This is a genomic window from Actinoallomurus oryzae (assembly GCF_039541955.1).
GTDB lineage: Bacteria > Actinomycetota > Actinomycetes > Streptosporangiales > Streptosporangiaceae > Actinoallomurus > Actinoallomurus oryzae.
The window spans coordinates 323,957-341,353 of the sequence record NZ_BAABHF010000025.1 but is presented as its reverse complement, the minus strand read 5'-3'; the positions used below and the strand labels follow the sequence as shown (position 1 = coordinate 341,353).

Below are 17,397 nucleotides of genomic sequence, written 5' to 3'. Positions count from 1 at the left end.
AGAGCCGCTCGAACGTGGTGATCGAGGCGATCCGCGACGTACCGTGCGGACATGAGCTCTGACGAGGTACTGGTCGAGACCGACGGCCCGTTCGCCGTCATCACGATGAACCGGCCCGAACGCCGCAACGCTCTGTCCCTGTCCCACATGCGCGCGCTGACCGCGGCGTTCCGGCAGGTCGGCGAGACGGACGCGACAGGGACGGTGCTGGCCGGCAACGGCCCGGTCTTCTCCGCCGGACACGACTTCGCCGACCTGGCCGGCGCGGACCTCGGCGCCGCACGAGAGCTGCTCCTCGCCTGCCGGGAGCTGATGGAGACCATCCAGTCCGTCCCGCAGGTCGTGATCGCCCGGGTGCACGGGCTGGCGACCGCCGCCGGCTGCCAGCTCGTGGCCACCTGCGACCTGGCCGTCGCGACGTGGAGCGCGGGGTTCGCCGCTCCCGGCGGTAAGGGCGGCTGGTTCTGCCACACGCCGATGGTGCCCATCGCCCGCAATGTCGGGCGCAAACGGGCGATGGAGATGGCGCTGACCGGCGACGTCATCGACGCCGGCACCGCGCTCGACTGGGGCCTGATCAACCGCGCCGTGCCCCCGGAGGAGCTGGAGAAGGCAACACGCGAGCTGCTCGAACGCGCCACGCGTGGCAGCCGGCGCAGCAAGGCCCTCGGCAAGCAGGCCATGTACGCCCAGCTCGGTCACCCGGAGGCGGACGCCTACACGTACGCGGTGGAGGTGATGGCCGCGGCGAGCCAGACCCCCGAGGCACAGGAAGGAATGCGGGCATTCCTCGAAAAGCGCGCGCCACAGTGGCCCACGTGATCCAGGTCGGTTCCGGTGGTGAGAGCACGGATCACCGCTGGTCATCCGGTGGCCGCAGGGCCTGGTCCCAGGCCGGTCCGGGAAGGGTCATGGGCACTTCCGGAAGGACGCTCCGGTCCGTGACGGGCACGGCATCTGACGGCGGCGGAGGCCGTTGTTCTCGCTGATCAGGGCGCTGGTGACGGAGTGGCGCCAGGGCGCCGTACGGCGGCCGTGCGGGCGCCGGGCGCGGCTCTGCCGGGTCCCATAGCACGCTGTGCGGCCGGTTGCCGCTAATACGGAGAGCCGATAGCATGGTATGCGTTGCAGTCGTAGTTTCCTCGTACGTATTGAGTTCGTCTTGAACGCCCGCGGAAGTGACGGCGGGCGTTTTCGCTTCTCCGGGATAGTCTTCGCGGAAGCAAGCCGAAGTCCGTGATGCAGCCCGGTACGCCAACCGGCGCCCCGGTGAGGTCCCAAGCAAGGAGAGAAAGTGGCAGAAGGTACCGTCAAGTGGTTCAACGCCGACAAGGGCTTCGGGTTCATCGCACCTGACGGCGGCGGCCCGGACGTGTTCGTGCACTACTCGGCGATCACCTCCAGCGGGTTCCGTACGCTGGAGGAGAACCAGCGCGTGAGCTTCGAGACGACCCAGGGTCCGAAGGGCCCGCAGGCGGAGCAGGTCACGCCGATCTAAGACTTAGGACGACCCAAGGCTGGGCCCCACCGCCTCATGACGAGGTCGGTGCGGGCCCGGTCTGCTTTCCACCGCCCTGGGGGCCTGTCTCAAAGCCCCGCTGTCCTGCTGCGCGACGTCCAGGCGTCGCTCGCTACGGACGGGGACTCTGGGACAGGCCCCAGGCCGTCCGTCTCTCGCCGGCCGGCGAGGATTCTTCGGTGGCGCCGGGCGTCGAGGTTCCGGGAGTGAACTCGGGCAGGAGAGTGAGGATCCCCAGGAACGCCAGGGCGGCGCCGAGCCAGAGCGGAGCCCGCAGCCCGAAGGTGTCGATGGCCACGCCCCCGGCCGAGGAACCGATGATGACGCCCAGGGTGATGAACGATGAGTGGACGGTGTTCACGAGCGGCCCGGCGTTTCCCGTCCGCTGGACGCGCGTCACCATGGCCGGGTTCATCGTCACGCCGACCAGGCCGACGCCCAGCATGAAGGTCACGGCGAGAACGCCGATGCCGGCCAGCAGGGCGAACCCGGTCAGGAAGAGCAGGTTCAGGGCCAGGCCGCAGAGTTGGACGCCGACCGTGTGCCGGTCGGCGAGACGCCCGACGACGTGGTTGCCGATCACTGTGGCCGCCCCGTAGGCGATGAGCAGGAACGGCACGGTGCCGCCGCCGAATCCGCTGACCCGGGTGAGGATCGGGGTGAGGTAGCTGAAGGCGGAGAAGGTCGCACCGATGATGAACGTGCTGGTCGAGAACACCAGCCACAGGCGAGGACGGGCGAATGCGCCCATCTCCTTCCGGGCGCCCTCCCCTCCGCCGCCGGCGTGCTCGAGGCGAGGCACTCCGGCCATGGTCGCCAGCGCCGCGAGGACGGCCACGGCGCTGACGGCCCAGAAGGCGGCACGCCAGCCCAGGCGCTCTCCGACCATCGTCGAGAGTGGCAGGCCCAGCAGCGTGCCCACCATCAGCCCGTTCATGACCACGGCGATGGCCCAGCCACGCACCTGGGGTCGCGTCAGCCGGGCCGCCAGTGAGATGGCGACCCCGAAGAAGGCCTGGGCCGCGATGCCGGTGATGACGCGCGCCACCGTCATGACCGCGTAGGAGGTCGCGGTGGCGGCCAGCAGGTTGCCCGCCAAGAAGATCGCGAACAGCACGACGAGCGCCGTCCTGGGGCGGAATCTGATCATCGCGATGGTGAGGAACGGACCGCCGGCCGCCATCGCCACGGCGAACGCGGTGATGAGATAGCCGATCTGCGGGATGGTGGCGTGCAGACCGGCGGCGAGTTGCGGCATGAGCCCGGCGACGGCGAACTCGCTGCTCACCATGGCGAAGACGCCGAGGGCGAGTATGTAGATGACACGGGGCACAGCGGATCCTCCTGGCCAGGATTTTGTATCGTTCGGTGTAAAACACGGGCGCGCGAACGGCGCGCGCCACGGCCCGGCGGCGCTCAGCGGAAACCGGGCGTCAGGGTGTCAGGGCGTCAACGGCGGTGGCCGCGATCGCTTCCAGCGCGAGCCGGTCGGCGCCGCCCTGGGCGGCCACGCGGATCCCGGCGATCACGGCGTTGAGGAACCGCGCCAGATCGCCCGAGTCCCGCGTGGAGGTGATCTCCCCGGCGCGGCGGCCCGTCTCGATGACGGTCCGGATGACGTCCAGCCGCCGGACCAGGTCACGCTCCAGCAACGCGGCGACCTCCGCGTCGCGCCCGGCGAGTTCGACCGTGGTGTTGACCGTCAGACAGCCGGGGTGGCCGTTACGCCGGTTCTCCATCTCGCCGTCGACGATCGTGCGGAGCAGGGCACGGATCCGTTCGACCGCCGACCGCTCCCGGTCTTCCAGGATCTCCAGCTGGTCGGCGGTGGTGGTGTCGATGTAACGGGTCAACGCCCGCTTGAAGAGCTCGTGCTTGCTCTCGAAGGCGTTGTAGACGCTGCTCCGGTCGAGGCCCACGGCCTCACACAGATCCCGGGTCGAGGTGGCCTCATAGCCGTTCGTCCAGAAGGCGTGCATCGCCGCCTCCAGGACGCGGTCCTCATCGAACGTCCTCGGTCGTGCCATATCAGCAGGTTACGCGTTTTGCACTGATCAATGCAATACACGGCGCGCGAAGTGCGCCGAGCCGACTGCGCGGACGATCGTTATCCCTGGCGCCCCTCGCCCCTACCCGACGCCGCCGGGGTGGGCGGGCGTCGGGTGGTCGTCGCGGGCTACTTGACGCCGGCTTCCTTCATGTCGCGGAGTTCGCGCTTGAGTTCCTTGATCTCGTCGCGGAGGCGTGCGGCGACCTCGAACTGGAGTTCTTCGGCCGCGTGGTGCATCTGCTGGGTCATCTGGTCGATCAGGGACTCCATGTCCTCGCGGGGGTGTTCGCCGACCAGGTCGGCGGCGTGGCGGCCCGTGCGCTTGGCGGACAGGCCCGGGACGGGGGCCTTGCCGCGGCTCTGCTGGCGGCCGGCGCCGATGAGCTCCTCGGTGTCGGCGTCCTCGCGGGCCAGCATGTCGAGGATGTCGGCGATCTTCTTGCGGAGCGCGGTGGGCTCGATGCCGTTCGCCTCGTTGTAGGCCATCTGCTTGGCGCGGCGGCGGTTGGTCTCGTCGATCGCGCGCTCCATCGAGGGAGTGACCTTGTCGGCGTACATGTGGACCTGGCCGGACACGTTACGCGCGGCACGGCCGATCGTCTGGATCAGCGACGTCTCCGACCGCAGGAAGCCCTCCTTGTCGGCGTCGAGGATCGACACCAGCGACACCTCGGGCAGGTCGAGGCCCTCACGGAGCAGGTTGATGCCGACCAGCACGTCGAACTCGCCCAGCCGCAGCTCGCGCAGCAGCTCCACCCGGCGCAGCGTGTCGACCTCGCTGTGCAGGTAGCGCACCCGGATGCCCAGCTCCAGGAGGTAGTCGGTCAGGTCCTCGGCCATCTTCTTGGTCAGCGTCGTGACCAGGACCCGCTCGTCGCGGTCGGCCCGCTCGCGGATCTCGTGGACCAGGTCGTCGATCTGCCCCTTGGTCGGCTTGATGACCACCTCCGGGTCGACCAGGCCGGTCGGGCGGATCACCTGCTCGACCACGTCGCCCTTGACGCGCCCCAGCTCGTACGGCCCGGGCGTCGCCGACAGGTAGATCGTCTGGCCGATCCGCTCGAGGAACTCCTCCCACTTCAGCGGCCGGTTGTCCTGCGCGCTCGGCAGCCGGAACCCGTGCTCCACCAGCGTGCGCTTACGCGACATGTCGCCCTCGTACATCGCGCCGATCTGCGGCGTCGTCTGGTGCGACTCGTCGATCACGAGGAGGAAGTCCTCGGGGAAGTAGTCGAGCAGGGTGTTGGGCGGCGTGCCGGGACCACGGCCGTCGATGTGGCGGGAGTAGTTCTCGATGCCGGAGCAGGTGCCGACCTGACGCATCATCTCGATGTCGTACGTCGTGCGCATCCGTAGCCGCTGGGCCTCCAGCAGCTTGCCGTGCCGCTCCAGCTCGCCCAGACGCTCCTCGAGCTCCTGCTCGATGCCCCTGATCGCCCGTTCCATCCGCTCGGGGCCGGCGACGTAGTGCGAGGCCGGGAAGATGTAGAGCTCCTCGTCCTCGGTGACGACCTCGCCGGTCAGCGGGTGCAGGGTCGCGAGCTTCTCGATCTCGTCGCCGAACATCTCGATGCGGACGGCGAGCTCCTCGTACTGCGGAATGATCTCGACCGTGTCGCCGCGCACCCGGAACGTGCCGCGCGTGAACGCCAGGTCGTTGCGGGCGTACTGCATGCCCACCAGGCGCCGCAGCAGCTCGTCGCGCTCGATCTCATCACCGACCCGCAGCCGCACCATGCGGTCGACGTACTCCTGCGGGGTGCCCAGGCCGTAGATGCACGACACCGACGCGACCACGATGGTGTCGCGGCGCGTCAGCAGCGAGTTGGTCGCCGAGTGCCGCAGCCGCTCCACCTCGTCGTTGATCGAGGAGTCCTTCTCGATGTAGGTGTCGGTCTGCGGGACGTACGCCTCGGGCTGGTAGTAGTCGTAGTACGAGACGAAGTATTCGACCGCGTTGTTCGGCAGCATCTCGCGCAACTCGTTGGCGAACTGCGCGGCGAGCGTCTTGTTCGGCTGCATGACCAGCGTCGGGCGCTGGACCTTCTCGATCAGCCAGGCCACGGTCGCGGTCTTGCCGGTGCCGGTGGCGCCCAGGAGCACCGCGTCCTTGTCGCCCCGCTTGACCCGCTGCTCCAGCTCGCCGATCGCCTGCGGCTGGTCGCCGGACGGATTCATTTCGGTGACGACCTCGAAGGGCGCCACCTTGCGCTGAAGATCGGTGACAGGCCGCACGCTGTTTCCTCCGGTGAGTCTGTGGTCGCCGCCCAGAGGGGCGGCGAGGCGGGCGGCTCCCCCTGGCCGTCCGTGTATGTCAACCGTACGACCCGCCGGTGACATTCCGGTGGCGCTGTCGCGGACTCCCCTGCCGTCACCGTAGAGTAATCGAAACGTCACGCTCCGTTAAACCGTCGCCGGAGGTCGCCATGGCCCACCGCATCGCCGCCCTCGTCTCGGCCCTGCCCCTCACCTACGCCGGCATGGCGTTCGCCCCGGCCACGCGGCAACCGGCCGGAGCGGGCGTGGCCGACATCGCGCATCGGGGCGCCTCCGCGCACGCCCCGGAGAACACCCTGGCCTCCTTCTACGAGGCCAGGGCCGCGAACGCCGACTATTTCGAGCTCGACGTGCAGGAGACGCGCGACCACGTGCCGATCATCATGCACGACGCGACGCTGAGCCGTACGACCGACGCCGAGAAGGTCTTCCCGGGCCGGTCACCGTGGCGGGTCGGCGACTTCACACTCGCCCAGATCAAGCGGCTCGACGCCGGTTCGTGGTTCTCGGCCCGCTACGCGGGCGAACGCGTCCCCACGCTCGTCGAGACGCTGCGCGACATGGAGGGCAGCGACATGAAGCTGCTCCTGGAGCTCAAGAATCCCGCGCTCTACCCGGGCATGACCGGGCGCGTCGCGCAGGTGCTGCGCGCCCAGCCCGACTGGCTGCTCCCGGACCGCACGGTCGTGCAGAGCTTCGACTGGCCCTCGGTGGAGAGCTTCCACCGGCTGCTCCCCTCGGTGCCCACCGGCGTGATCGGCACGCCCACGACCCGGCAGCTGCCCGGCGTCGCCCGCTACGCCGGCTACGTCAACCCCCGCTACGACACCGTCAGCGCCGCCTACGTACGCGCGGTGCACGCCCAGCACATGAAGGTCTTCGCCTGGGTCGCCGACAGCCCGGCGACCATGCGGCGGCTGATCGACGACAGGGTCGACGGGATCGTCAGCAACCGCCCCGAGGCCGTGCCGCACTGACCGGGGCGGCTCACGATGAGCGACGGGCCGCAGGACGCGTCCAGGCGGTGAAGACGGCCGACTCGGTGTTCGGGGCGACCGACCGGCGACAACGCGGCAAAAGCGCTCTGAGCGCCGCACAGCGGCGCCGGAGAGCGGAGCCGGGGCAGGCGGCGTGGACCCCCGCGCACGACACGGCTCGGGTGAGCACGGCTCGCGTATCAGCCGCCGGAGCTGGAGCCTCAGGTCCGCGGTGCGAACCGGAGCGGGGCCCCGGCTCGAAGACCCGTACGCCGGCCCCGCCGGAACGGTCAGGCGGCTCGGCGGGTCAGGTCGGCCCACAGGTCGTCGACCTGGGCGAGAAGCGACTCCAGCGTGCCGGAGTTGTCGATGACCCGGTCGGCGATCGCGCGCCGCCGCTCGCGGGTGGCCTGGGCGGCGATGCGGGCGCGGGCCGCCTCCTCGCTCATGCCGCGCAGCTCCGTGAGGCGTCGCACCTGCTCCTCGACCGGGGCGTCCACGACGACCACGAGGTCGTACAGGCCGGCCAGGTCGTTCTCGGTGAGCAGCGGCACGTCGTAGATCACGATGGCGTCCGCGGGGGCGTCGTCGACCAGCTCCTGCATCCGCCGCCCGACGAGCGGGTGCACGATCGCGTTGAGGCGCTCGCGGCGGGCGTCGTCGGCGAACACGATCGCGCCCAGCCGTTCGCGGTCCAATCCTCCGCCCGGCAGCAGGACCTGCTCTCCGAACTCCTCCACGACCGCGGCCAGGCCGGGCGTGCCGGGCTCGACCACCTCGCGCGCGACCGCGTCGGCGTCGACCAGGACGGCGCCGAGCGCCACCAGCCGCCGCGACACCTCGCTCTTGCCCGAGCCGATGCCGCCGGTCAATCCCACTCTCAGCACGTGCCGAGAGTACTCACTCGGCGCTCTTCACGGCCACGAGGCTCTTGCGCATGTGGACGAGCATCAGGTGGTCGGCGACCCGCTCCCGATGCGTCTCGCCGTACCCCAGACGCCGGTAGAGCCGCAGATTCGTCTCACTCAGGTGGCCGGTGAACAGCACGCAGGCGTCGGCCTGCCCGGCCGCCTCCTCCTCCAGGGCGCCCATCAGCGCGCGGCCGATGCCCCGGCCCTGCAGGTCGGGGGCGACGACGAGCCGGCCGATCAGGCAGGTCCGGTCGTTGAACCGGCCGCGTACGGACCCGGCGATGCGCGTGCCGGCCACGGCCTTCAGCACGAGCGAACCGTTGATCATCTCGCGCACCTGGTCGATCGACTCGACCAGCGGCGGCAGGAACGGGTCGCCGTGCAACTGCGCCTCGGTCACGTACGCGGCGCGCTGGAGCGTGAGGATCTCCCCCGCGTCCGCCACGTCGGCCCGCTCGATCCGCACACCGTCCATGAGCGCTCAGCCTACGACCCGTACGGTGGCCGCCAGCACCGACCGGTGCGGCCCCGTGACGGTGTCACCGAACCCCAGGTCGCCGGTGCCGAAGACGGAGACGACGGCGTCACCGCCGGCGGCGCGCAGGTCGCCCTGCCCGGTGATCCGGTTCGCCTCCGGCCGTCCGCTCGCCGCGTCCAGGTTCCCGGCGATCACCGTGTGCGGGGCGCCGCTCCACGCCTGGAGCAGGCCGGCGATCTCGGCGAGCCGGGTGCGGGTGCGGTCGGCGCCGTGCTGGACGTCCACCGACCACACGTCCGCCGTACGGCCGCCGCCGGCGTCGATCCGCGCCCAGACGTAGCCGCGCGCCTGTGGTCCGGCGCCCACGGGCAGCCGGCCGGTGCCGCTGGCCTTCACCGGGAGCCGCGACAGCACGGCGTTGCCGAACTGCTGGTCGGCGGCCGGCCCCCACACGAGCCGCATGCCGAGCCTGCGGGCCAGCCAGGAACCGACGTCGGCGGTCCCCGACAGCGGCCAGCCGCGGCCGACGGACTGCAGCGCGACCACGTCGGCGTGCTGCGCCTCGATGGTGCGGGCGACCGCCTCCGGGTCGAGCCGCCCGTCGGCGTCGACGGCCTGGTCGATGTCGTAGGCCGCGAGCCGGAACGTGCCGGGCTGCGCGGCCGCACGCGAGGTCTCCGGGGCGGTCACCGCGTACGCGGCCGGCACGACGAGCAGCAGCAGCGCACCGCCGCCGGCACCGAGCGCACGCGCCCACGACCGCGCCGGAAGCGGGCCGCCGCGCGCCGCCGCGATCGCCGAGAGCAGGCCGAGGACGATGCCGGCCGCGCCGGGCAGCACCTTGTTCGGCAGCGGGAGCGGCTCGGCGTAGTGCGCCTGGTACGACAGGAGGACCAGGGCGGCGAGCAGGCCGCCCACCGCCACACCCAGGTCGATGCGCCAGGCCGGCCCGCCCAGGTCGCGCGGGCGCGCCGCCGCCCCAGCGGCCACGGAAGCCCCATCGGCCCCGGCCGCGCGACGGCCACGGTAGCCGCCGCGGCGCAGCGGCACCCGGCAGGCGACCGCGAGCAGCCACGCCGACAGCACCTGGCCCGCGACGACGACCGCGACGGCGACCACGCCGGTCAGCCCGTACCGCCCGGTCACCGCGCCCGCGCCGACGCCCAGCAGGGCGCCGCCGAACACGCACACGCCGCCGGGTACGGCCGCGACGGCCAGGCCGGAGGACAGGAACGCCAGCGTGAGGGCCTGTGCGGCGAGCACGACCGCGCCGGCGACCGGCAGGGACAGCCATCCACTGGAGGCCGCGAACGCCGGGCTGGCCAGCACGAGGATCTGCAGCGCCAGGAACGGCCCGAGCGCCGCGGCGCCGAGCGCGTCACGCCAGCCGATCGCGGGCGCCTCGATCGGCGGGACCCGCACCTGCCGCACGAGGGCGAACGCTCCGGCCCCGACGATGATCACGCAGGCCAGCCACGGCAGGACGCCGCCGCGGGCCGCCGGATCCCAGGTGCCGAAGGCCAGGGACAGCGCGGTGTCGCCGGTCAGCCCGCCGACCACCGCCACCGCGAACCCGGTGCCGGACAGGCCACGCGCCGTCTCGTACAGGGCGGTCAGAGCGAGCATGCCGAACGCGGCCCCGGCCAGATCCGGCCACAGCGCGGCCGGCAGCGCCTGAACGGCGAGCCGTACGGCGAGCAGGCCGCCGACGCCGGCCACCAGCAGGCCGCGTGGCCCGGCCACGGCGCGCGCCACGGGCGCCAGGAAGCCGGCCAGGCTGACGATCAGGATCGCCGCGGTCGCGGTCACCGCGCCGGAGACCGTCGCGAAGTGGCCGAATGAGGGGAACGCGGCCCGCAGCACCTCGGTCAGGACGGCGATGGTCACCGCGATCAGAAGGATGCGGGAGAACTCCTGCGGAACGACCGGGGGCCCCGCCGATGCGGCGGGACCCCCGGGACGTACGCGTGTGTCGGAATCGACCATATGCGGTTATTTTGCTCCGCTTACTCCTGGCCGCCGGACAGCTTCTCGCGCAGGGCCGCGAGGGCCTCGTCGGACGCCAGCGCGCCGCCTGCGTCGCCGCCACCGCCGGACTGGTCCTCGGTGTTGTACGACTGCGGACCGGCCGCCTCGGCCTCGGCCTTGCGCGCCTCCTCGACCTGCTTCTTGTGGGCGTCGAAACGGGCACGCGCCTCGGCGTACTGCCGCTCCCACGTCTCACGCTGCTGGTCGAAGCCCTCGAGCCAGTCTCCGGTCTCGGAGTCGAAGCCCTCGGGGTACTTGTAGTTGCCCTGCTCGTCGTACTCGGCCGGCATGCCGTAGAGCGTCGGGTCGAACTCCTCGTCGGTGAACGTGCCGCCGCCCTCGTTGGCCTGCTTCAGCGAGAGGCTGATGCGACGCCGGTCGAGGTCGATGTCGATGATCTTCACGAAGATCTCGTCGCCGACCTGGACGACCTGCTCGGGGATCTCCACGTGGCGCTCGGCCAGCTCGGAGATGTGCACCAGGCCCTCGATGCCCTCCTCGACCCGGACGAACGCGCCGAACGGCACCAGCTTGGTGACGCGGCCCGGCACGACCTGGCCGATCTGGTGGGTGCGGGCGAACTGCTGCCAGGGGTCCTCCTGCGTCGCCTTGAGCGACAGGGAGACCCGCTCGCGCTCCATGTCCACGTCGAGGACCTCGACGGTGACCTCCTGGCCCACCTCGACGACCTCGGACGGGTGGTCGATGTGCTTCCAGGACAGCTCGGACACGTGCACCAGACCGTCGACGCCGCCGAGGTCCACGAACGCACCGAAGTTGACGATGCTGGACACGACGCCCTTACGGACCTGGCCCTTCTGGAGGGTGTTGAGGAAGGTCTGGCGGACCTCGCTCTGGGTCTGCTCCAGCCAGGCACGGCGGGACAGGACCACGTTGTTGCGGTTCTTGTCCAGCTCGATGATCTTGGCTTCGAGCTCGCGCCCGACGTACGGCTGAAGGTCGCGCACGCGGCGCATCTCCACCAGGGACGCGGGAAGGAAGCCGCGCAGCCCGATGTCGAGGATCAGGCCGCCCTTGACGACCTCGATGACCGTGCCGGTGACGATGCCATCCTCGTCCTTGATCTTCTCGATCGTGCCCCAGGCGCGCTCGTACTGGGCGCGCTTCTTGGACAGGATGAGGCGACCTTCCTTGTCCTCCTTCTGGAGAACCAGGGCCTCGACGTGATCACCGACCTTGACGACCTCGTTCGGGTCGACATCGTGCTTGATGGACAGCTCACGCGAGGGGATGACGCCCTCGGTCTTGTAGCCGATGTCGAGCAAGACCTCGTCTCGGTCGACCTTGACGACAGTGCCCTCGACAATGTCGCCGTCGTTGAAGTACTTGATGGTCTCGTCGATCGCCGCGAGGAAGGCTTCCTCGGACCCGATGTCATTGACCGCTACCTGCGGGGTACTCGAGGTGGCCTCGGTGCTGCTCGTCATGTGTGGGATGGCTCCGGATACGGACATGCGTAGTTGCCTGTGTTGCGCGGAGGGCCAGTTATCGTCCCTGCCGATGAACCGGCGGTTTGACCAGACCGATGTCGACTTGACCGAGCGCGAGCCTGCTCTGTCCGAGGCGCGCACAGGCCCACAGCGCAGCGATCAGGATATGGGAGGCCATGGGCAGCGGTCAATCTCAAGAGTGGTCAGTAGGGGCAGGCCCACTCCTTGTAACGCGTGTAGAGGTAGATCATCTTATCCTGCGGGAAGGCGATCGTGGCCGGGTTCCCGTCGGAGGTGTAACGCTTGTCGGGGTTCTTGGCCAGCCACTCCAGCCACGCCGTCGAGCAGTATCGCTGGCAGTCATCTTCCTTGACCTTCCCCTTGTCGCGGATCCGCGGGATCTGGCGCGGGTCGAACGAGCCGGCGTACGGCGAGTCGGCCGGCTTCCACCCGGCCAGGAACATGCCCTGGAAGTTCCACGGCACCGGCTTGGTGCCGCGCTGGGCCCAGTCCAGGTGCGCCTGAGACAGCGAGCCGAACGGGAACGCGAAGGTGGTCGCCGCCTTGCCCGTGGCACTTTCGATCATCTGCTCGTCGGTACCGATCTCCTTGGCCACCTCGTCGTGGCTCATCTTGCGCATGTCCTTGTGGTTGGTCGTGTGGTTCGCGATCTCGTACCCGTTGCGGACCAGCCACCGCATCGTCTCCACGCCCGGCTTGGAGCCGCCGTAGAACGGGTCGCGGTTCACGAAGAACGTCGCGACCGGCCGGAACCCGGGATTCTCCTTCGCCACCCGCTGGATCACCCCGATCGCCGTGTCGGGCTTGGGGTTTCCGGAACCGTCGAAGTCGGCATGCGTGATCGACCCGTCGTCGAAGGTCAGCACGACGGGATGCCTGCCCGCCGGGATGTTGATCTGGCCCTTGACGAACTCCGCCGCGGTGACCGGCACATAGCCCTGCTTGGCCAGGCCGGTGAACTCGTCGTACAGCTCCTTGGTCGAGCGGTCGAGCGAGACCTGCGGCTTGGCCATCACCCGGTGGATCATCAGGATCGGGACCATGCCGAGCTCGTTCGCGCCGGCCGCGCGGGCCGCCGCTGCCGCCTTGGCCATGTTGAACGGCGCCTTCTTCTTCTGCGCCTTGCGCGGCGCGGCGGCGGCCTTGGACGACGCCGCGTGGACCGCGCCGCCCGCGGCCGGATTGGCGCCGGGAGACCCGCCGCCGTGCCGGTCGCGGGGGGCCACGAAGCCCACCACGACGGCGATCACGATCAAAGCGGCGGCCAGTTTGTCAAGGTGCGGCACGGTTGTCCCCTAGCGATCCTGCACGCGGTGCCCACAAGAGCCTGCTCAGGGTTGTTTCCCGCTACCACGATCATGTAATCGCTCGGCTACCTACGGCGAAGCTCTGAATTACGGCGAGAAAACTCCGCCCTGACTCCGCCGGGTCATGGCCCAGGAGATCGCCGCTTTCCGCCCATCACGCCGGCCGCCGCGGGCGCCGCCCCCGGCGGCCGGAGAGGTCGGTGGCCGGAGGGGTCAGTGGCCGGAGGGGTCAGTGGCCGGCCTCGTGCCAGGTGCGGCCCGTGCCCATCGAGACCTCCAGCGGCACCCGCAGGTCGTACGCGGCGCCCATCTCGCGGGCCACCAGCTCTCGCAGGGTTACCAGCTCTCCCTCGGCCACCTCGAAGATCAGTTCGTCGTGGACCTGCAGCAGCATGCGGGAGCGCAGGCCCGTGTCGCGGATCGCGCGGTCGACCCGCAGCATGGCGACCTTGATGATGTCGGCCGCCGAACCCTGGATCGGGGCGTTGAGCGCCATGCGCTCGGCCATCTCGCGGCGCTGGCGGTTGTCCGACGTCAGGTCGGGCAGGTAGCGGCGGCGGCCCATGATGGTCTCGGTGTAGCCGTCCTGGCGGGCCTGGGCCACGATGTCGCGCAGGTAGTCGCGGACGCCGCCGAACTGCTCGAAGTATTCCTCCATCAGCCCGCGGGCCTCGTCCGGCGTGATGCGCAGCTGCTGGGCCAGGCCGAACGCCGACAGGCCGTACGCCAGGCCGTAGTTCATCGCCTTGATCCGCGACCGCAGCTCACCGTCGATCTGCTCGGCCGGCAGGTCGAACACGCGCGACGCCGTGACCGTGTGGAAGTCGATGCCCGACCCGAACGCGTCGATCAGCGCCGCGTCCTCGGACAGGTGCGCCATGATCCGCAGCTCGATCTGGCTGTAGTCGGCGGTCAGCAGGCACGCGAACCCGTCGCCGACCACGAAGCCCTCGCGGATCTGGCGGCCCTCGGCCGTGCGGATCGGGATGTTCTGCAGGTTGGGGTCGGCCGAGGACAGCCGCCCCGTCGCCGCCACCATCTGCCCGAACGTCGTGTGGATGCGCCGGTGGTCGTCGGCCATCGGGATCAGCGAGTCGACCATGCTCTTGAGCTTGGCCACCTCACGGTGGCGCAGCAGCGCCTCCAGCACCGGGTGCGCGGTCTGGGCGTAGAGGTTGGTCAGCGCCTCGGAGTCGGTGGTGTAGCCGGTCTTGGTGCGGCGCGTCTTGGGCAGCCCCAGCTCGTCGAAGAGGATCTGCTGGATCTGCTTGGGCGAACCGAGGTTGAACTCGCGACCGATCGACTCCCACGCGGCCTCCTCGACCGCCTTGACCTCACCGCCGAACGTCGCCGACAGCCGCGCCAGGTAGTCGATGTCGAGGGCGATGCCCAGGCGCTCCATGCCCGCCAGGACATCCACGAGCGGCATCTCCACGTCGCGCAGTAGCGTCACCGCGCCGCGCCGCTCCAGGTCCGCGTCGAGCGCCTCGGCCAGGTCCACCACCGCGCGGGCACGGACGACCAGGTCGTAGGCGGCCTCCTGCTCGCCGGAGCCGTCGAGGGTGAGCTGGCCGCTGTCGTCGGCCTCCTTGCGCAGCTCGCGGTGGAGGTAACGCAGCACCAGGTCGCCCAGGTCGAACGACCGCTGCCCCGGCAGGGCCAGGTAGGCGGCCAGGGCCGTGTCGCTGGTCAGCCCGTCGAGCTCCATGCCCCGCGCCGCGAACGCCAGCATCGGCCCCTTCGCGTCGTGCATGGCCTTGGCCTGCTTGGGGTCGGCCAGCCACGCGGCCAGCGCCCGCTCGTCCTCCTCGGGCAGCTCCACCGGGTCGATGAACGCGCCCACGCCGGCCTGGGTGGCCAGCGCGATGCCGGTGACGTCGCCGGTGCCGCGCCCCCACGTGCCGGTCACCGCGACGCCGACGCGCCCGGCGCCGCTCGCGTGCTCGGCCAGCCACGCGGCCACCTCGCCGGGACCGGGCCGGGCCATCTCGACCTCGAACCCCTCCTCGGCCTCCGGCTCGACCGCCGACAGCGTCGCGTAGAGCCGCTCGCGCAGCACCCGGAACTGCAGCGTGTCGAACAGCGTGTGGATCTCGTCGCGGTCCCACTGGCCCAGCGTGAGGTCGGCGGGCCCCCGGTCGAGCGGCACCTCGCAGTCGAGTTTGTTGATCTGCTGGTTGCGCAGCACGTCGCCGAGGTGCTCGCGGAGGTTCGCCCCGGCCTTGCCGGTGATCTCGTCGACGTGCGCGACCAGCTCGTCCAGGCCGCCGTACTTGGTGAGCCACTTGGCCGCGGTCTTGGGCCCGACCCCCGGGACGCCGGGCAGGTTGTCGCTGGTCTCCCCCACCAGCGCGGCCAGCTCCCGGTGCCGCTCGGGCGGCACGCCGTACTTCTCCTCGACCGCCGCCGGCGTCATGCGCGCCAGGTCGGACACGCCCTTGCGCGGGTAGAGCACCGTGCAGTGCTCGCCGACGAGCTGGAAGGCGTCGCGGTCGCCGGTGACGATCGAGACCTCCATCTCCTGCGCGACGGCCTGGGTGGCCAGCGTCGCGATCAGGTCGTCGGCCTCGTACCCGGCCACCGACAGCCGCGGGATGCGCAGCGCGTCGAGCACCTCGAAGATCAGGCTGATCTGGCTGCGGAAGTCATCCGGCGTCTCACGCCGGTTCGCCTTGTACTCGACGTAGGTCTCGTGGCGGAACGTCGGCTCGCTCCGGTCGAAGCACACCGCCACATGGGTGGGCCCCTCGTCCCGCAGGACGTTGATCAACATGGACGTGAAGCCGTACACGGCGTTGGTCGGCTGGCCCGTCGTCGTCGAGAAGTTCTCGATCGGCAGGGCGAAGAACGCCCGGTACGCGAGCGAGTGCCCGTCCATGAGCAGCAGGCGGGGAGTTTCAGGGGTCGCTTCCGTCATCACCACGCAGGCAGCCTAGCCTTCGCCTAGGACAAAACAGAGCAGGCCGAGAAGGTCATGGGAGGTTTCGTGGACGACGCGAGCGCGGTGGCGCCGGGCGAGCTCGACCTGAACGCGTTCGAAGGACTCGCCAAATCGATGGGAATCGAGATCATCGAGGCGTCGGCCGAACGCGTCGTCGCCCGGATGCCGGTCAAGGGCAACACCCAGCCGTACGGCGTCCTGCACGGCGGCGCGTCCTGCGTCCTCGCCGAGACCATCGGCTCGGTCGGCTCGGCCCTGCACGCCGGACCCGACCGCATCGCGATGGGCATCGAGATCAGCGCGAGCCACCACCGGTCGGCCACGGAGGGGTACGTCACCGGCGTCGCGACCCGGCTGCACGGCGGCCGTACGCTCGCCAGCTACGAGATCGTCATCAGCGACGACCGCGACCGCCGGGTCTGCACCGCGCGCCTCACGTGTGCGATCCGCGATCAGCGGTAAATTTCTTCGTCCCGGCCACCAGCCGGTGACCTGCGGGTTCGTCGTTCGTGGCCGAATCGTTTCCGATCGAGGCCCAACGGGTATGCCCCAGACTTTGCACGCATCGCACCAGTCTCGCTACCGTTGCACCGTAAGAGCCCGGAGCGCTGAGTAGAAAACGTACCGCCGGGCCTGTGCAGGGCCGGGGAAGGCCTGCATGGGTTCACCGGCGGCACGGCACCAAAGGCGCTCCGGGCTCATCGCATCTTGATCGCGATTCGGCGAAGCCCGTCCGGGGCGGCGCGCGCTCGTCTACGGTCGCGCTGTGCACCGATCCAGCACCTGCCGCCGCGACGCGCCGAGACCACGGCGAACGGCGAAGACGGCCTCCTCGCGGGCCGCGGCGGCCCTGCTCGCCTCCGCCCTCACGCTCACCGGATGCGGCTCGTCCAACCGCCACTACAAGATCCCGCCACAGCCCGTGGCCGACGGCGAGAGCCCGCTGTCCGGCCGTACCGCCACGATCGGCGAGGTCAGCTACACCGCCATCGGCGTCCGTACCCGGCTCGGCGAGGTCATCGGCTCACACGGGAGCTGGATCCCGCACGGCCGGTACGTCACGGTCCGGATCCTCATGGTGAACAACGGCCGCGAACGCCACGACTTCGACCCCGGCCGGCAACTCCTCGTCACGGCGGACGGCAGGACGTACGGCCCGAGCACCGACGCCATGCAGATCTCCCGCGGGGTCTCCGGCACCCAGTCCATCGCCTCCCGCGAGCTGTGCGCCTTCGACCTGTGGTTCGACGTTCCGCGGACGGCGGCCGTCCGCGCGCTGCGCGTCTTCGGCGACCCCTCATCGTCCCTGCTGGGCGACCAGCTCAAGGGCGCCCCGGTCGCCGGCACCAGGAACCCCGTCGACATCCTCCTGAAGTAACGGCCTGAAAAACGGCGGCCCGCGCGGACAGGGAGCGCGTGGTGCGCGTTCCCTGTCCG

Annotated in this window: 14 protein-coding genes; 5 read left to right on the top strand and 9 right to left on the bottom strand. The window is 70.5% G+C overall.

Going from position 1 to position 17,397, the window contains the following annotated elements; translation table 11 throughout:
* Nucleotides 1–51 precede the first annotated feature (51 nt).
* Complete coding sequence (locus tag ABEA10_RS25225; RefSeq protein ID WP_345468082.1) at nt 52–822, top strand: enoyl-CoA hydratase-related protein; 771 nt, start codon at nt 52–54, stop codon at nt 820–822.
* A 472-nt stretch (nt 823–1,294) separates the two neighbouring features.
* Nucleotides 1,295–1,498: a cold-shock protein gene (locus ABEA10_RS25220; protein ID WP_141962982.1), complete on the top strand. Its 204-nt coding sequence runs from the start codon at nt 1,295–1,297 to the stop codon at nt 1,496–1,498.
* 133 nt (nt 1,499–1,631) lie between these two features.
* Here ABEA10_RS25220 and ABEA10_RS25215 read toward each other — a convergent pair whose 3' ends face one another.
* The 3 genes from ABEA10_RS25215 to uvrB form a co-directional block, all read right to left on the bottom strand.
* On the bottom strand, nt 1,632–2,852 hold the full coding sequence (locus ABEA10_RS25215) for an MFS transporter (RefSeq protein ID WP_345468077.1): 1,221 nt from the start codon (nt 2,850–2,852) through the stop codon (nt 1,632–1,634).
* A gap of 100 nt (nt 2,853–2,952) precedes the next feature.
* A complete protein-coding gene (locus ABEA10_RS25210; protein WP_345468074.1) occupies nt 2,953–3,546 on the bottom strand; it encodes a TetR/AcrR family transcriptional regulator in 594 nt (197 codons plus the stop codon).
* A 149-nt stretch (nt 3,547–3,695) separates the two neighbouring features.
* The gene (uvrB, locus tag ABEA10_RS25205; protein WP_345468072.1) at nt 3,696–5,804 is read right to left on the bottom strand and encodes an excinuclease ABC subunit UvrB; all 2,109 of its coding nucleotides are present in this window, start codon (nt 5,802–5,804) and stop codon (nt 3,696–3,698) included.
* 191 nt (nt 5,805–5,995) lie between these two features.
* Between uvrB and ABEA10_RS25200 the strand changes: the two genes are divergently transcribed.
* Complete coding sequence (locus ABEA10_RS25200; protein ID WP_345468070.1) at nt 5,996–6,823, top strand: glycerophosphodiester phosphodiesterase; 828 nt, start codon at nt 5,996–5,998, stop codon at nt 6,821–6,823.
* Nucleotides 6,824–7,113: 290 nt separating this feature from the next.
* Here the strand turns inward: ABEA10_RS25200 and coaE are convergent, their stop codons facing one another.
* The 6 genes from coaE to polA all read right to left on the bottom strand — a co-directional run bounded on the left by coaE (nt 7,114) and on the right by polA (nt 15,936).
* Nucleotides 7,114–7,710, bottom strand: coding sequence for a dephospho-CoA kinase (gene coaE, locus ABEA10_RS25195; RefSeq protein ID WP_345468068.1), 597 nt, complete (start codon nt 7,708–7,710; stop codon nt 7,114–7,116).
* A gap of 13 nt (nt 7,711–7,723) precedes the next feature.
* Nucleotides 7,724–8,209 (bottom strand): GNAT family N-acetyltransferase, encoded by a 486-nt coding sequence (locus ABEA10_RS25190; RefSeq protein WP_345468066.1) that lies wholly within the window; start codon nt 8,207–8,209, stop codon nt 7,724–7,726.
* Between the two features lie 6 nt (nt 8,210–8,215).
* Entirely contained in the window at nt 8,216–10,198 is a 1,983-nt protein-coding gene (locus ABEA10_RS25185) for an endonuclease/exonuclease/phosphatase (protein ID WP_345468064.1), read from the bottom strand.
* Between the two features lie 20 nt (nt 10,199–10,218).
* The gene (gene rpsA / locus ABEA10_RS25180) at nt 10,219–11,688 is read right to left on the bottom strand and encodes a 30S ribosomal protein S1 (RefSeq protein WP_329258580.1); all 1,470 of its coding nucleotides are present in this window, start codon (nt 11,686–11,688) and stop codon (nt 10,219–10,221) included.
* Between the two features lie 206 nt (nt 11,689–11,894).
* Complete coding sequence (locus tag ABEA10_RS25175; RefSeq protein ID WP_345468061.1) at nt 11,895–12,998, bottom strand: polysaccharide deacetylase family protein; 1,104 nt, start codon at nt 12,996–12,998, stop codon at nt 11,895–11,897.
* A 250-nt stretch (nt 12,999–13,248) separates the two neighbouring features.
* Nucleotides 13,249–15,936, bottom strand: coding sequence for a DNA polymerase I (gene polA, locus ABEA10_RS25170; RefSeq protein WP_345468224.1), 2,688 nt, complete (start codon nt 15,934–15,936; stop codon nt 13,249–13,251).
* A 138-nt stretch (nt 15,937–16,074) separates the two neighbouring features.
* On the opposite strand from polA, the gene ABEA10_RS25165 reads away from it, so the two are divergent.
* Nucleotides 16,075–16,422: a PaaI family thioesterase gene (locus ABEA10_RS25165; RefSeq protein WP_329262431.1), complete on the top strand. Its 348-nt coding sequence runs from the start codon at nt 16,075–16,077 to the stop codon at nt 16,420–16,422.
* 304 nt (nt 16,423–16,726) lie between these two features.
* Complete coding sequence (locus tag ABEA10_RS25160; protein ID WP_345468059.1) at nt 16,727–17,338, top strand: DUF4352 domain-containing protein; 612 nt, start codon at nt 16,727–16,729, stop codon at nt 17,336–17,338.
* The last annotated feature ends 59 nt before the right edge of the window (nt 17,339–17,397 follow it).

What these genes read in the sequence shown, in the direction of transcription:
- polA (WP_345468224.1), bottom strand. Translation starts at nt 15,936, where the DNA reads ATGACGGAAGCGACCCCTGAAACTCCCCGCCTGCTGCTCATGGACGGG.
- ABEA10_RS25185 (WP_345468064.1), bottom strand. Translation starts at nt 10,198, where the DNA reads ATGGTCGATTCCGACACACGCGTACGTCCCGGGGGTCCCGCCGCATCG.
- ABEA10_RS25225 (WP_345468082.1), top strand. Translation starts at nt 52, where the DNA reads ATGAGCTCTGACGAGGTACTGGTCGAGACCGACGGCCCGTTCGCCGTC.
- rpsA (WP_329258580.1), bottom strand. Translation starts at nt 11,688, where the DNA reads ATGACGAGCAGCACCGAGGCCACCTCGAGTACCCCGCAGGTAGCGGTC.
- ABEA10_RS25200 (WP_345468070.1), top strand. Translation starts at nt 5,996, where the DNA reads ATGGCCCACCGCATCGCCGCCCTCGTCTCGGCCCTGCCCCTCACCTAC.
- ABEA10_RS25165 (WP_329262431.1), top strand. Translation starts at nt 16,075, where the DNA reads ATGGGAATCGAGATCATCGAGGCGTCGGCCGAACGCGTCGTCGCCCGG.
- ABEA10_RS25210 (WP_345468074.1), bottom strand. Translation starts at nt 3,546, where the DNA reads ATGGCACGACCGAGGACGTTCGATGAGGACCGCGTCCTGGAGGCGGCG.
- ABEA10_RS25190 (WP_345468066.1), bottom strand. Translation starts at nt 8,209, where the DNA reads ATGGACGGTGTGCGGATCGAGCGGGCCGACGTGGCGGACGCGGGGGAG.